Origin of the sequence: Methylobacterium nodulans ORS 2060 (assembly GCF_000022085.1) — a bacterium.
Taxonomy (GTDB): Bacteria; Pseudomonadota; Alphaproteobacteria; order Rhizobiales; family Beijerinckiaceae; genus Methylobacterium; species Methylobacterium nodulans.
The window spans coordinates 1,370,792-1,385,342 of record NC_011894.1; the positions used below are offsets into that span (position 1 = coordinate 1,370,792).

Annotated in this window: 14 protein-coding genes and 1 tRNA gene; 7 read left to right on the forward strand and 8 right to left on the reverse strand. The window is 71.8% G+C overall.

The window, feature by feature from the left end:
- Positions 1-41 precede the first annotated feature (41 nt).
- A tRNA-Val gene (locus tag MNOD_RS06255) sits at positions 42-116 on the forward strand.
- Positions 117-147: 31 nt separating this feature from the next.
- Here the strand turns inward: MNOD_RS06255 and gph are convergent.
- Positions 148-849: a phosphoglycolate phosphatase gene (gph, locus tag MNOD_RS06260; RefSeq protein WP_015927992.1), complete on the reverse strand. Its 702-nt coding sequence runs from the start codon at positions 847-849 to the stop codon at positions 148-150.
- A gap of 300 nt (positions 850-1,149) precedes the next feature.
- Between gph and MNOD_RS06265 the strand changes: the two genes are divergently transcribed.
- The 3 genes from MNOD_RS06265 to MNOD_RS06275 all read left to right on the forward strand — a co-directional run bounded on the left by MNOD_RS06265 (position 1,150) and on the right by MNOD_RS06275 (position 3,050).
- Positions 1,150-1,899: a lysophospholipid acyltransferase family protein gene (locus MNOD_RS06265; protein ID WP_015927993.1), complete on the forward strand. Its 750-nt coding sequence runs from the start codon at positions 1,150-1,152 to the stop codon at positions 1,897-1,899.
- A gap of 224 nt (positions 1,900-2,123) precedes the next feature.
- On the forward strand, positions 2,124-2,462 hold the full coding sequence (locus MNOD_RS06270) for a GCG_CRPN prefix-to-repeats domain-containing protein (RefSeq protein WP_015927994.1): 339 nt from the start codon (positions 2,124-2,126) through the stop codon (positions 2,460-2,462).
- A 129-nt stretch (positions 2,463-2,591) separates the two neighbouring features.
- The gene (locus tag MNOD_RS06275; RefSeq protein ID WP_015927995.1) at positions 2,592-3,050 is read left to right on the forward strand and encodes a hypothetical protein; all 459 of its coding nucleotides are present in this window, start codon (positions 2,592-2,594) and stop codon (positions 3,048-3,050) included.
- Here MNOD_RS06275 and MNOD_RS06280 read toward each other — a convergent pair.
- The gene (locus MNOD_RS06280; RefSeq protein ID WP_015927996.1) at positions 3,013-3,996 is read right to left on the reverse strand and encodes an extensin-like domain-containing protein; all 984 of its coding nucleotides are present in this window, start codon (positions 3,994-3,996) and stop codon (positions 3,013-3,015) included. The two genes, MNOD_RS06275 and MNOD_RS06280, sit on opposite strands and share 38 nt — an antisense overlap.
- Before the next feature lie 151 nt (positions 3,997-4,147).
- Here MNOD_RS06280 and MNOD_RS06285 point away from each other — a divergent pair, with 151 nt between their 5' ends.
- Entirely contained in the window at positions 4,148-4,366 is a 219-nt protein-coding gene (locus MNOD_RS06285) for a hypothetical protein (RefSeq protein ID WP_015927997.1), read from the forward strand.
- A gap of 84 nt (positions 4,367-4,450) precedes the next feature.
- Here the strand turns inward: MNOD_RS06285 and MNOD_RS06290 are convergent, their stop codons facing one another.
- From MNOD_RS06290 to MNOD_RS06315, 6 genes are all read right to left on the reverse strand, one after another.
- Positions 4,451-6,559, reverse strand: a complete 2,109-nt coding sequence (locus MNOD_RS06290; protein ID WP_015927998.1) for a TonB-dependent receptor family protein — start codon at positions 6,557-6,559, stop codon at positions 4,451-4,453.
- A gap of 40 nt (positions 6,560-6,599) precedes the next feature.
- Positions 6,600-6,968: a hypothetical protein gene (locus MNOD_RS06295; protein ID WP_015927999.1), complete on the reverse strand. Its 369-nt coding sequence runs from the start codon at positions 6,966-6,968 to the stop codon at positions 6,600-6,602.
- A 90-nt stretch (positions 6,969-7,058) separates the two neighbouring features.
- On the reverse strand, positions 7,059-7,397 hold the full coding sequence (locus MNOD_RS06300) for a c-type cytochrome (RefSeq protein WP_015928000.1): 339 nt from the start codon (positions 7,395-7,397) through the stop codon (positions 7,059-7,061).
- 149 nt (positions 7,398-7,546) lie between these two features.
- Complete coding sequence (locus MNOD_RS06305; protein ID WP_015928001.1) at positions 7,547-8,410, reverse strand: universal stress protein; 864 nt, start codon at positions 8,408-8,410, stop codon at positions 7,547-7,549.
- Between the two features lie 184 nt (positions 8,411-8,594).
- Positions 8,595-10,565, reverse strand: a complete 1,971-nt coding sequence (locus tag MNOD_RS06310) for an ATP-binding protein (protein WP_244424671.1) — start codon at positions 10,563-10,565, stop codon at positions 8,595-8,597.
- 184 nt (positions 10,566-10,749) lie between these two features.
- Positions 10,750-11,712: an adenylate/guanylate cyclase domain-containing protein gene (locus tag MNOD_RS06315; protein ID WP_015928003.1), complete on the reverse strand. Its 963-nt coding sequence runs from the start codon at positions 11,710-11,712 to the stop codon at positions 10,750-10,752.
- 220 nt (positions 11,713-11,932) lie between these two features.
- Here MNOD_RS06315 and MNOD_RS06320 point away from each other — a divergent pair, with 220 nt between their 5' ends.
- Both MNOD_RS06320 and MNOD_RS06325 read left to right on the forward strand, forming a co-directional pair.
- Complete coding sequence (locus MNOD_RS06320; protein WP_015928004.1) at positions 11,933-13,069, forward strand: D-alanine--D-alanine ligase family protein; 1,137 nt, start codon at positions 11,933-11,935, stop codon at positions 13,067-13,069.
- A gap of 31 nt (positions 13,070-13,100) precedes the next feature.
- On the forward strand, positions 13,101-14,468 hold the full coding sequence (locus MNOD_RS06325; protein ID WP_015928005.1) for an MFS transporter: 1,368 nt from the start codon (positions 13,101-13,103) through the stop codon (positions 14,466-14,468).
- The last annotated feature ends 83 nt before the right edge of the window (positions 14,469-14,551 follow it).

Sequence of the window (14,551 nt, forward strand, 5' to 3'; positions counted from 1 at the left end):
GCTTGACGCCCGCCCCCGACCCGCCTAGAAGCCGCCGGACCGGGCGCGTAGCTCAGCGGGAGAGCATTCGCTTCACACGCGAAGGGTCACAGGTTCAATCCCTGTCGCGCCCACCATTCCTCCGGTCCTCACCAGAACCATCGACCCTCAGGCCGCCGACCGGGCGAGGCCGTTCAGGTGCTGCACGGCGTCGAACAGCGCGTCGAAGTGATCGATGATCACGTCGGGGCCGAGATCCCGCACCGGCACATCCGTGTAGCCGAAGGGCACCGCCACCGCCGGGATGCCGGCGGCTCGCGCCGTCGCGATGTCGGTCCGCGAATCCCCGACCATGATTGCCCGGGCCGGATCGCCGCCCGCGCGCGCGATCGTCTCCGTCAGGTGGCGCGGGTCGGGCTTGGACCAGGGAAAGGTGTCCCGCCCGCAGATCGCCGCGAAGCGGTCGGCCACGCCGAGGAGCTGCAGCAGGCGGACGGAGTGATCCTCCACCTTGTTGGTGCAGACCGCGAGCCGGTAGCCCGCGGCGGCGAGCCGGTCGAGGGCGGGGCCGGCGCCCGGAAACAGGTGCGAGGTCACGCAGAGATGCTGCCCATAATGAGCAAGGAAGACCCGGAACAGGGCGTCGAGCCGGTCGGGGGCGAGGTCGCGGCCGGCCGCCGCGAAGCCGCGCGCGATCAAGGCCCGCGCGCCCGCGCCGATGAAGTCCCGCGCCCGCGCCACGTCCATCGGCGGCAGCCCCTCGCGGTCGAGCACCACATTGAGCGTGGCGATGAGATCGCCCGCCGTCTCGGCGAGGGTCCCGTCGAGGTCGAAGACCACGATCGGCGCGAGGGAGAGGGGAGGGGACATGCGGTCTCGCGGGCTTGAGCAGGATCGTGCCGGTCGCGGGCGTCCGACGTCGGATCAGGACGGGCCGACGCGAAGTGTGATGCATGTCGGGGTAAAGGAATGGTGCGGGACCGGGAACCCGGGGCGCGGCCGCGCAGGGCCCTGCCCCAAATCCGCCGCGCGGATCCTCGGCCCCTGTTGCCGCCAAGCCTCGCATGAAGCCTCGCATCAGGCCTCGCATCCGCCCGGCGGGAGTGGCCGCGGCCCGGCGTCCGCGATAAGGGGAAGCCCCCGTGGCCGCGGCGGCACCCAAGGTCGATCATGCCCCTTCTCCGCTCCCTGGCGTTCAACGTCGCCTTCTACGTCGTGACCGCCGTGATGATGATCGGTGGGCTGTTCTGCCTCGTCTCGCGCCGGGGCGTCCTGCGCCTCGCCCAGACCTGGGCCCGGGTGACCCTGCGACTGCTGCACTGGATCGTCGGCATCCGCGTGGAGTTCCGCGGCCTGGAGCACATCCCGCCGGGCGGGATCGTGGTGGCGGCCAAGCACCAATCGGCGCTGGAGACGATCGCGCTCACCACCGTCCTCCCCGACTTCACCTACATCCTCAAGCGCGAGCTGATGTGGCTGCCGCTGTTCGGCTGGTATCTCGCCCGCAGCGAGATGGTGGCGATCGACCGCTCGAAGGGGTCGCGCGCGCTCGCGTTCATGAACGAGGAGGCCGCCGCCGCCATGGCGCAGGGGCGCCAGCTCATCATCTTTCCCGAGGGCACGCGCCGCCCGCCGGGGGCGCCGCCCGCCTACAAGTACGGGGTCGCGCATCTCTACGGCCGGCTCGGCGTGCCCTGCCAGCCGGTCGCCCTCAACACCGGCCTGTTCTGGCCCCGCAAAAGCCTCCGTTGTCATCCCGGCACGGCGATCATCGCCTTCCTGCCGCCGATTCCGCCGGGCCTCGACCGCGACGCCTTCTTCGGCCTGCTCCAGGAGCGGATCGAGAGCGCCTCGGCCGCGCTCCTGCCGCCCGGGGCGGCTGCGGGCCGCGCGGAGCCGGCGGATCGGATGGCCGGCTGAGCCGCCGCGGGAGACGCGCGCCCGGCGGCGCCGTCCGCATCTGCCTCCGGCGACCGCCCCCATGAATATTCGGTAATGTCGGAACGCTGCGCCATACGACAGCATTTCTCACGCGCTGACCCGGATGACCGGGTCGATCTGACAGCTTTTGTTTCCGAATTGTATCCGGCGGTGACGCATTCGTCCCCGGACACATCGCCGGATCGTCGCAACAGGAGGTGACGATGCGCTGGAAACTGGCAGGTGCGGCTTTCCTCGCCCTGGGAACGCTCGTCGGCACAGGATCCGTCGCGGAGGCTCGCGACGGCTGCGGCCCGGGCTGGCACCGGAACTTCTACGGCTTCTGCCGCCCGAATTTCTACGGGCCGCGCTTCTACGGGCCGGCCTTCTACTACGGCCCCCGGTTCTACCGTCCCGTGGTCTATTACGGCCCGCGCTGGCACCGCCCCTATTGGCACCGCGTCGGCTGGTATCATCGGCCCTGGGGCGGCTGGCACGGCGGCTGGCACCGGGCCGGGTGGTATGGCGGCTGGCACCGCCACGGCTGGTACCGGCATTGGTGAACGTGAGGCCCGGGGCGCGATCCGTCCCGGGCTGACGTCCTGCGTTGCGGCGCCCGCGTCCGATCCCCATCTCGTTTCGCATGAAGCGACGCTTGACCCGCGTCGCGTCGCATGGCTAGGATAGAACAAATGGCGAACAGACGAGCCCTGTCCTGGTCGGCGGCGATGCGGGACATCGAAACGGATCGGTCGAGGAGGTCGGACGTGCGCGAGGAACGCTTGAGATCGGCGATGAATCTGCGCGGCACCCCGGCCCTGGCGCTCAGCGCGTGGCGCGGGCGCTCGGGCCGGCGCTACGTGGTGGGCATCCACGGGCTCGATGCGGATCCGGCCGAGATCGGCGAGGCCGTGGTGCTGGCGGTGCGGCGGGACGGCGGCGGCATCGCGGAACTCCTCGATGTGGCGACGACCGGCGACAGCCCGCGCGAGCGGCTGCGCGGCTTCGTGACCCGCATGCGCACCCGCGGCGCGACCGAGATGCATGTGCACCGGCTCGCCGAGAGCGAGGCCGAGCGCCGCGCCGTGGTGGAGGATCTCGGCGGCGCGCCGGTCAGTAGATCGGTCCGGACGACCAAGCGGGAGCCGTGAGCGGCAGCGGCGCGGGCTCCTGTGGCAGCTCCGCCGTCGCCGGGCCGCGCGGCGGGGCCGGGCGCGGAGCGTAGGCCTGAGCCGGGGAAGCGGCGGAGGCCGGGCTGCGGGCCACCCGGTTCGGGCTCGCGGGCTCGCGCCGGCTCATCGGCGTCGCCCCGTAGGGATCATCCTCCTCGACGTCGGTCGGCGCCGGGTCGGGCGCGGGCTGCCAAGCGGGCGGCTTCTTGCGGATCGGCGAGAGCGGCGCGCCCGGCGGCGGCAGTTGCGGCTGGAACTTGATCAGCGGTTTGCAGATCCGGCGCAAGCCCCGCGGGTCGTGGCGGGCGAGATCGAGGTGCAGGTGGTCGTAGTGGTAGATGTCCGACCCCGGCGCCAGCACGGTCGTGAAGTGATTGCAGGCGCCGAGGAAGACCTCGCGCAGGAAGCCCTGCTCGGCTTCCGTGCCCCGCCAGCCGCCCTTCACGGTGACGATAGTGCCGTCGGCGAAGCGGAAGGACATCACATCGACCGCATTGCCGAAGGAGTGTTCCGAGAGCTTGGCGCCCACGTGGTTGTTGCGGCCGCGGCAGGCATAGGAGCCGGAATTGATCTCCACCACCGGCTGGCCGAAATAGAGCTGGGCGGCGGGCTGCACCGTCCCGGCGAGCCACGCCTCGACCTCCGGGATGATCGGACAGGCGAGCGTCATGCGCTGCTTGAGCGCCACCGTCCCGCCGGCGAGCCGGGTGATGCGGAAGGGATGGACCATCCCGCAGACGCCCGGACCGTCGATCTCCTTGATCGGTGTCACGTCCTCGCTTGTCTTGACGAGGCCGCGGGCGAGGCAGGCCTCCTCGGCCTGCATACGCCAGGGTTCGCGCTGCTCGAAGGGTCTGAGCGCGCATCCGGTGAGCCCCAGGCTGAAGAGCGTGAAGGCTGAAAACGCAACGAGGCCACGACGCATGGCCGGGAGAATGCGCGTGGTGGCGTTAACGGGCGGTCAAGCTTGGCGACGCCGGCCTGCCCCATCCTGGGGCGGGGATGAGGCGGTGAACAGTCCGGCTGAAACCTCGGGGCGCGTCCGGCGGTTGTCCGCATCCCGCCCGGAGATGCCGATGGACGACCGCGCGACCAAGCCTTCCGACACCCAGAGCCCCAACAAAGGCTTCTCCTCGGCGAACCCGCCGAAGGCGCCGAACGGCCTCGCCTCGCCGCTCCAGCCCGGAGGCACGCGGCCGGCCGGCGGTCCCGGCCGCAGCACCGGCTCCCTCGGCACGGGGGGCGGCCAGACCGGCGGCGAGCCGACCGGCAGCCTCAAGAACGACGGACGATAGCGCCGTGAGCGGAGGACAGGGCGAGGATCGGGCCGAGGGCTTGGCCGGCGAAAGCGTCGAGGCGAGCCCGTCGCGGGCCTCGCGTCAGAACGCCGCCCGCATCCCGGCGAACACGCTGCGGCCGGTTCCCGGATAGAAGGCCGCCGGCCCGCCCGGAATGGTGCGGGCATCCGTGACGACCGCGATGTCCGAGATGGAGCGCGCATCGGTCAGGTTGCGGGCGTCCAGGAACACCGACACGCCGTTCCTGAGGTCGATCCCCGCCTGCAGGTTGATCAACGCGTAGCCCGGCACCCGCAGCGTGTTGGCCTGGTCCGCGAAGGCGCCGCGGGGCACCCAGTCCAGCGAGGGCGCGACGTAGAACCCGCCGGGATGGTCGTAACGCAGCACCGTGCGCAGGACGTCGTCCGGGATGCCGGCGATGCGGTTGTTGCCGAAGACCGGGTCGCGCACGAAGCGGAAGTCGTTGTGCGTCCAGATCTGCGTGATGCTCAGCGTGTCCCCGACCCCGGTCAGGTCACGCACGATATCGCGCGAGACGGCCGCCTCCACGCCCTGGTGGTGCGTGCGCGGCGCGTTGAAGGTCGCGGCCGGGATGCCGAGCCCGGGATTGACCGAGAAGTTGATCAGCTCGTCGTGGATCTCGGAGCGGTAGAGGGTCACGTCCCATGACAGCCGGTCGATGCGGCCGCGGGTGCCCGCCTCGTAGGTCCAGGCGCGCTGCGCCCGGAGCGGGACGAACACCCCGGTGGTGGTGTTGCTCGACTGCACGAGGTCGGTGAAGTCCGGCACGTCGCGCGAGCGGGTGACGTCGCCGAAGACCTGGATGTCGGGCAGCGGCTGCCAGAGAAGTCCGATCTTCGGGTTGATCCCCTCGTAGGTCTCGTTGGCGAAGGACGGGAACCGGTTCGCGCCCGTGAAGCCGCCCTTGTTGCTGTAGGTGCGGTTCGACGAGAACAGCTTGGCGCCCGTCATCAGCGCCAGCTCGGGCAGGAGCCAGAAGCGGTTCTCGCCATAGGCCTCGTAGTTGGAGGCGCTCTGGAGGGAGTTCAGCGTCTGGGCACCACGCCGGCCGGCGATGTTGATGAACTGCAAGGCGGCATTCTGGCCTGCGAAGGCACGCAGGCCGAGCAGCAGGTCGTTGCGGAATCCGCCCACATCGAAGGTGCCCGCCCAGTGCGGTGAGATGCCGTAGGTCCAGCCGTCCTGGTCGATGATCTGGAAGATCGGGTGGTAGAGCGACTTGTGGATCGCCCAAGTGTCGATGTCGAGCTTGCCGATATCGAGCACGAAGGAGGTGCGGTTGGCGATCCGCTCCGTCTCCACCTGCCGGGACTGGTTGCCGCTGATCGCGGTCGGGTTCGCCATGCGCGGGTTGTTGAGGGCGTTGAAGAGCGTCAGCGAGCCCGGCAGCTTCTGGTCGGTGAGGTAAGCCCCGATATAGAACCGGGTCTCGACGCCCGGTGCGAGCTGATAGCCGAGATTGGCGTTGAAGTTCTGCGTGCGTTGCGTCTCGTGCTGGCGGTAGCCGTCCGCGTTCGTGATCGTGCCGTTGATCAGGAAGTCCGCCGGGCCGGAGACGCGGGAGAACTGAAAGTTCTCCCGGATGGTGTTGAAGCTGCCGCCGTCGATGCGCAGGATGTTGGGCGCGAAGGCGGTGTGGGCGGTCGGCGTCACGGCGTTGACCGCGCCGCCGAGGGTCGTGGCGCCGAAGGCGAGCGCATTGCCGCCCTTGTAGACCTCGAGGGAGCGTAAGGAGAGCGGATTGATCTGGTAGAAGTCGCCGCTGCCATCCGCGAGGTTGACCGGGATCCCGTCCTGCAGGAGTTCGATCCCGCGCAGGTGGAAGCCGCGGGCGACCCCTGAGCCGCGCACCGAGAGGCGCAGCTCCTGCCCGTAGCGCTCCTGCACGTAGACGCCGGGCGTGTCCTTGAGGACGTCCCGCAGGGTGTTGGCGTAGCGGTCCTGGAAGTCCTTGGCATCGATGAAGGCCACCGATCCGACGGTGGCATTCACGGCCTCGCGCTGCTGGGCGACGCTCGGCACCGTGAGGGAGCCGGCGGGCGGCCCGTTGCCGGCGACGGTGATCTCGGAGAGCGCGATGGTGCCGGAATCGGTCTGGGCGAGGGCGGGGCCGGCGAGCAGCAGAGGCACGAGCGCGGCCCGGCGCGCGGTCCGGGGAAAGCGGTCCATGATGGGGTCCGGGTCTGACGGGATCGGAGGTGGCGATCGGTCAGACGACGGGCGGGGCGCGGGCGCTGGTGCCGGTCCGCGGGGGCGCGCGGGGATGGGCGACGGTCTCGGGCCGCCACGCGACGGCGAGCGCGGGGCGCCGCGGCCAGACGATGGCGGTGGAGGCGGGAAGCGGCGGGGTCGCCCCGGCGAGATCCTGCGCGGCCGTGCAGCAGGCCATGTGGCCGTGCACGGGATCGGGCTTGGGTCCCTCGGGAGCCTCCGGGCCCGGCGCGCAGAGGATATGTGCGGGCGAGGCGATCTCGGCCGCGAGGAAGCCGCCGGCCACCGCCTGGAGGGCAAGCGCATAGAGCGCGGCCACGGCGATGACCGCACGCAGGATCGGCCAGCGGTGCGGCGGCGCGCGCATCGACATGGCGTAGGGTGCCGATCGCCGCAGCGTCAATGCGCGGCCGTCCAGTCCTGCGCGATTCTCAAGTCCTGTGGCGCGCCCGCAGCCTCACCGCTCCAGGCTCGCGAGGTAGCGGATCACGTCCTCAATCTGGTCGGGGTCGAGCCGGAACTCCGGCATGCTCGGGTGACCCGTCCTGATGCCCTCCGCAAGGGACTCGGCGAGGTCGGTGACCGGATAGCGGGTATGGAGGTCGCGGAAGGGCGGAGCCTCGGCGAGCGGGCTCTCGCCCGTGCGCCCGATCGCGTGGCAGCCGGCGCAGTGGACCTGCACGAAGATCCGCCCGCGGCGCACGTGGCTGTCCTCGGCGGCGGCCGGCAGGGCCGCGAGGAGCCCGGCCAGGACGGCCGCGCCGAGAGGGCGGAGGAGGAGTCGGAACGGCGGCATCGGCATCTCCAGGGGGACACCCAAGCTTCGCACGCGCCGCGCCGCGCCGCATTGATCCAGCGCAAGCTTGGCCGAGAATGGTCGCAGCCTGCGCGTCGGTGGCGATGCCGCTCGGGCCGTCGTCCGGGCGCCGGCCTGCATCGCATCCCTCAATGCGCCATCAGCACGGGCACATCCGCATGGTCGAGGACGTGGCGGGTGACGCCGCCGAGAAAGAACTGGCGCACCCGGCTGTGGGTGTAGGCGCCCATGACGATCAGGTTCGCCCCGACCGCGCTCGCGGTCTCCAGCAGCGCCGCGCCGACGGCCCGGGACGGATCGGGGGCGGCCAGCACCTCGGCCGCGATGCCGTGGCGGGCGAGGTAGGCCGCGAGGTCGGACGCCGCGCTGCGGGTCTCGTCGCGGCGCGGGGCACAGAAGATCGCCACCGCGCCGGCGGCCTGCAGGAGCGGCATCGCCTGGGCGACCGCGCGGGCGCCCTCCAGGCTGTCGTTCCAGGCGATCAGCACCTTGCGCAGCGGGTCGGCTGGCGGAGGGGCGGGCGGCACCACCAGCGTCGGCCGTCCCGTCGCGAACACGGCCGTGTCGAAGGCCACCGCCGCGAAGGGATCCGACCAGTCGGGCCGGTCGACGAGGATGAGGTCGCTCAGCCGTCCCGCCCGGGCCAGCGACGCGTCGATCGGGCCGAGCCGCACCGTGAAGGAGGCGTCCTCGAGGCCGGGGCAGATGTCGTCCGCCGGGCGGTTGACCACGTCGGCGCCCGCGCACCAGGCGTCGAAGGCGATGCGCGCCGCCTCGATCGCCTCCCGGGTCTCCTGCTCCAGGCGCTCGCGCGTCACGCCGGCCGCGATGGCGACCTCAGGGATCGAGGCCAGCACGTCCTCCGCGGAGGGGCACAGGATGGTGAGCGCGATATGGGCCTTGAGCCGGTCGCTGAGCCTCAGGGCGAGGTCGAGACGCGGGCGCGGATCGGTGTCGGGACCGGTCGGAACCAGCAGGCAGCGCATCGGCATCGCGTTCGTCCTCCCGCAGAGCTGCCGCCACACCACCATGGATCATGGCCTGCCGCCGTGATCTGGATCAAGGGACCGGGCAGGCGGGCGCAGGCCTGCCAGGTCGCCGCCGTGAGAACGCTCGGCGGCGCGCGTCTGCCCCGAACACCGAGGTCCCGTCATCCAGCGCGTCATCTGGACAGATCTACGCGGCGCGCGTTTGCGGCCCGGGCTCCTGCACGGGGGCGACGAGGGGCAGGGTCAGGACGAAGCGGCTGCCCGCTCCCGGCGCCGAGGTGAGGGCGATGCGGCCGCCGAGCTGATGCGTGACGATGTTGAAGGCGAGGTGGAGGCCGAGGCCCGTCCCGCCGCTGTCGCGCCGCGTGGTGAAGAAGGGCTCGAAGGCGCGCCGCGCCACCTCCTCGGTCATCCCGGCTCCGTCGTCGCTGAAGGTGATGGCGACGCGGTCGGGGCCGACGAGTTCGGCCGCGAGGTGGATCGTGCCCTCGGCCCGGTCCGCGAAGGCGTGCCGGACGGCGTTGAGGAAGAGGTTGGTCAGCACCTGGCCGAGCGGCCCCGGGAAGCTGTCCATGACGATGCCGGAGGGCAGGTCGAGGGTGAGGGCGATGCGGGCCGAGCGCAGCTCCGGCCTCAGGCTGGCGATGATCTGCTCGCAGGTCTGGCCGAGGTCGAAGCGGCGGCGGTTGTCCTGGCTGCGGTCGACGGCGACCTGCTTGAAGGATTCGACGAGATCGCCCGCCCGCATCAGGTTGGCGACGAGCTGCTTGCCCGCCTCGCGCACCCCCTCGATGAAGGCGAGGAGCTGCGAGCGGCGCAGCTGCCCGCCGTCGAGGTCGGCGCTGATGGCGCTGCAGCGCTGGTTCAGGGTCGAGGCGACCGTCAGGCTGATGCCGACCGGGTTGTTGACCTCGTGCGCCACCCCGGCGACGAGGCTGCCCAGGGCGGCGAGCTTCTCGGCCTCGATCAGGCTCGCCTGGGTCTCGCGCAGCTCGGACAAGGCCGCCTCGGCCTGCTCCTTGGCGCGGCGCAGGTCCTCCTCGGCGCGCAGCCGCGCGATGGCGTTCTCGCGGAAGACCGCGACGGCCGCCGCCATGTCGCCGATCTCGTCGCGCGCCTCCGCACCCGGCACGGTCCGCTCGTAGTCGCCCGCCGCGATCGCCAGCATCGAGCCGCTCAGGCCGCGCAGGGGATCGCTGATGCTCTTCGCCACCAGCGTGCCGACCACCCCCACCAGCGCCACGAAGGCGAGCGCCACTCCGCCGAGCTTGAGCGCGGCGCTCTCGAGCGTGCGGTCGAAGCGGGCCTGCGCGGCCTGCTCGATCCCGCGGATATGGGCCGCCATGGCTTCGATCGAGGCCGACATCGCGTCGGCATTGCCGTCGATCTCCTCCTTCAGCAGACGCGACTGGGTGGCGAACTCGGCCGAGAGAGCATCGACGCCCCGCTCGACGGCGGCGGCCCGCGCCTCCAGCTCGCCGAGCGCCCGGCGCTGCACCTCCTCGGTGGCAAGGGCGAGCATGGCCGGAACCGTGCGGCGGATCACGGCGGCGTGGCGGCGCACCTCGCCCGCTGAGGCGGAGGAGGCGGCAAGCGAGACGGCGTTCGCCGCCAGCACCATGGCGTGAAAGGATTTTCGCGATGCCGCCAAAAGCGGCGAGATCGGCGACGGCGGGGCGGCGTCGCCCTCGATGAGGGCGTAGAGCCCCGCCATTTCGCGCGCGGGCCCGGCGATGCTGGCCTCGTAGATCTGGAGGATGTCGGCGCGGGTGTCGCGCAGGGCCGAGAAGCCCGCGATGAAGCGCTCCGTCACCTCCCGGAGCGTCTCGCAGGGGGCCGCGATCAGCGGATCGAGCCGCGCCTGCACCCGCAGGCGTCCGATCAGCGTGTCGCGGAGGTCGCCGATGCGCGCCAGCACATCCGCATCCGCCTGGCTGATGTAGCGGTGGATGAGGCTCTGGAGCCGCTCGGTGTCCCGGTCGAGCTGGTCGAGGAACCGTTCCGACTGGCGCACCTGGCGCAGGTCCGCCCAGGCCCGCGAGAGCACGTTGGCGCCGTCCCAGATCAGCAGGATGAGGACGAGGGCGAGCGCGGAGTTGAGCCCGGCGATCGCCAGGATGCGCCAGCGGATGGGCCACGCCCGGACGAAACGCTGCAAGCCTCGCCGCTCCATGCGCATGGTCTCGGGCCGCCTCTCCGGCCCTGTTGTCCCGGGCCGGGCGATGCTTGTCAAAGGCGGCGGATGGCGGGTCAGGAGCCCGGCACCGCCCGCGCGGCATCGGCGGGCCAGAATGCCGGTTCGCCCCGCATCCAGGGGCGCAATCCGCGGCGATCAGGCGGGATCAGGCATCCCGGCCCTGGTGGACCCGACCGGCGGGCGCCTCCTCCGCCCCGCCCACGGTCAGCGCGAAGTCGAGGCCATTCGCCCGGTCGAGGCCGACGGAGCGGCCGATGCCCAGGGTGCCGACATCGCGCAGCACCAGCTCCTCGCGGCGCATGCAGAATTCCTCGGCACCGAACAGGGTCACGTAGGTCCCGTTGGTGCTGTGATCGACCAGCACCCACTTGTCGCCCCGCCGCTCGATCGTCGCGTGGCGCCGCGAGGCGTAGTCGTTGTCGACCACGATGTCGTTGGCGGGCTCCCGCCCGAGCGACACGCTGGCATGGCGCTCGTCGAAGAGCCAGCGCCGGCCCCGATAGGTGATGCGCAGGTCGTTCCCTGCGGCCGGGCGCTGCTCCGCGGCGGGCAGGAAGGAGAACACCGTCGTCTGATTCTCAGCGAGATGCCAGAGCACCTCCGCCACCCGCACGTCGTCGCCCGCGCCCTTCACGTAGACGCCGACGAGGGCGCGGGTTGCTGCCCGCCTCAGGGGAGGCAGGCTGTCCGCCAGGGCTCCGGTGGTGATGATCTGCCCGCCCTTGGCGATCGCCACCATCCGGGCGGCCATGTTGACGGTGGTGCCGAAATAATCGTCGTTGGCATGCACGGCCGGCCCGAAGTGGAAGCCGATCCGCAGCTGGAGCCGCTGTCCCTCGATCCCGCCGCCCTGGTCGTCCTCGAAGCGCCGCTGCACGGCCACGGCGGCGTCGCACATGGCGCAGACATCCTCGAACACGGCCATGAACTCGTCGCCGATCGTCTTGACGATCCGCCCGCCATTCGCCTGGACGACCTCGGCGGCGATGCCAAGGCAGTGCTCCACGATGCGCAGGGCCGCGTCGTCGCCCAGGTCGCGGTAGAGCCGCGTGCTTCCTGCGACATCGCAGAACAGGACGCCGATCGAGCAGGGTTCGTTCGTGCTCATCTGGAGGAGCGATCCTCGACGCGCCGCGCGGCAGAATGGCGCCAGTGATCTCGTGTATGCAAGCTTCACGCAGGCTGAAAGCCCAAAAACGATCCAATCCCCGCCTCGGGTGCGCCAGCACACGGGCAGGGTGCGGGATGGAAACGGGCGCCGTCCCGGTTGGTGGGGCGCGGCAGCTTCCCTATGCTTTGAGTCGGGACCGGAGCGGAGGACGAGGGCGATGCGGAGGAAGGTGGCGCTGCTGTTCGGGGGGCGTTCGGCGGAGCATGAGGTGTCCATCCTCTCGGCCGGCAACGTCGCCCGGGCCCTCGATCCGGACCGTTACGCGGTAACGCCGATCGCCATCGACAAGGAGACCGGGGCGTGGCGCCTCTGCCCCGCCCTGGCGGCGGGCGAAGCCCCGGCGATGGGCCAGGACGGGCCGCTCGTCGCCTTCCTGCCGGGCGGTGGCGGCCGCCTCGCCATCCTGTCGGACGCGGCCGCCCTCTCGGAGCCCTTCGACGTGGTGGTGCCGGTGCTGCACGGCCCGAACGGCGAGGACGGCACGGTACAGGGCGCCCTCGACCTCGCGGGCGTGCCCTATGTCGGCTCGGGCGTGGTCGGCTCGGCCGCCGCCATGGACAAGGACGTCGCCAAGCGCCTGATGCGCGATGCCGGCCTGCCGATGATCGTCCCCTTTCTCGCCGCGACGGCGCGGCGGCCCGTCTCCTATGCGGATGCGGCGGCGGCGCTGGAGAGCCGAACCCTGTTCGTGAAACCCGCCAATATGGGCTCGTCGGTCGGCGTCTCGCGGGTGACGGATCCGGCGCAGTTCGATCGGGCCGCGGCGCATGCCTTCGGGTACGACGAGAAGATCCTCATCGAGCGCGCCGTGCCCCAGGCCCGCGAGATCGAGTGCGCCGTGCTGGAGACGCCGGAGGGCGAGCTGCGCGTCTCGCCCCCGGGCGAGATCGCGCCCGCCGCCGCGCACGGCTTCTACGGCTACGACGCCAAGTACCTGGATCCGGACGGGGCGGCCCTGCTGATCCCGGCCGCCCTCGACGCCGCCCGGGCGGACCGGATGCGGGAGCTGGCGGCCCGCGCCTTCGCGGCCCTCGCCTGCGCGGGGCTCGCCCGGGTCGACCTCTTTCTCGACCCGGCCGATCCCGCGGGGATCTTCGTGAACGAGGTCAATACCTTGCCGGGCTTCACGGCGATCAGCATGTACCCGAAGCTGTGGGATGCAGCCGGCCTCGCGCCGCCCGCGCTGATGGATGCGCTGATCGCCCACGCGCTCGCCCGCCATGCGCGCGCGGTCGCCACGGGCCGGGCAGCCCCGCGTCCGGGACCGGATGCGGCCGGCGCGCCGATGCGGTAGGGGCTCCCGCGGAGTATCGGGAGCGGAGCGGATGACGGGAGCGGCCGGGCCGGTGCCGGCGGAGGCGTTGGATGGCCTGCCGGTGGCCGAGCGGCTCTGGGCCATGGCGGTGATCGGCATCGCCATGACCATGGCGGTGCTGGACGGGGCCATCGTGAACGTGGCGCTGCCCGTGATGGCGCGCGACCTGCAGGTGAGCCCCGGCGCTGCGATCTTCGTGACGAACGGCTACCAGCTCGCCGTCACGGCGGCGCTGCTGCCGCTCGCCTCGCTCGGCGACATCCTCGGCTACAAGCGGGTCTACGCCTTCGGGCTCGCCCTGTTCACGGCGGCCTCGCTCGCCTGCGCGCTCGCCCCAACGCTCCCGGTCCTCATCGCGGCGCGGATCGTCCAGGGCCTCGGCGCGGCCGGGATCATGAGCGTCAACATCGCGCTCGTGCGCTTCATCTACCCGGCGAAGCTGATCGGGCGGGGCGTCGGCACCGTGGCGCTCATCGTCGCCATCGCGTCGGCGGCGGGGCCGACGGTGGCGGGGGCGGTCCTGTCGGTGGCACGCTGGCCCTGGCTCTTCCTCGTCAACATCCCGCTCGGGCTCCTCGCGCTCGCCGTGGCCTTGCGGACGCTGCCGGTCACGCCCCGCAGCGGCGGGCATTTCGACACCCTGAGCGCGGTCCTCAACGCGCTCTTCTTCGGCCTCCTGATCACGGGCGTCGACGGGCTCGGCGATCCCGGGGGGAGCGGCCGGGCGCTCCTCCTGCTCGCGGGGGCGCTGGTGATCGGCGCGGCCTTCGTCTGGTACCAGGTGAAGCTGCCCGCGCCGCTCCTGCCGGTCGACCTCCTGCGCATCCCGGTCTTCGCGCTGTCGATGGCGAGCTCGGTCTGCGCCTTCTCGGCCCAGATGATGGCCTACGTGGCCCTGCCCTTCTACTTCCAGGACGTGATGCACCGCACGAGCAGCGAGACCGGCCTCCTGATGACGCCCTGGCCGATCGCCATCGCGGTGATCGCGCCGGTGGCTGGCCGGCTCTCGGACCGGTTCGCGCCGGGGCGCCTCGGCGGGCTCGGGCTGGTGGGGCTCGCGCTCGGCCTCGCGCTGGTGGCGAGCCTGCCGCCGCATCCCGGCACGGCGGACATCGTCTGGCGGCTCACCCTGTGCGGGCTCGGCTTCGGGCTGTTCCAGTCGCCCAACAACCGGGTGATCATCACGAGCGCCCCGCGGGAGCGCAGCGGCGGGGCGAGCGGCATGCAGTCGACGGCGCGGCTCGTCGGCCAGTCGCTGGGGGCCGCGATGGTGGCGGTGATCTTCGGCCTCCTGCAGACCGGGGGCATCGTGACGGTGCTGTGGCTCGCGGCCGGGCTCTCGCTGACCGGGGCGGTGACGAGCGCGCTGCGGCGCTAGAGCGGCGCCCGATCACGGTGGACCGGGCACGGCTCCGGCCGGGCGGCCCTGGACGTCGGCGGTCCCGATCACATCTCTTTTCG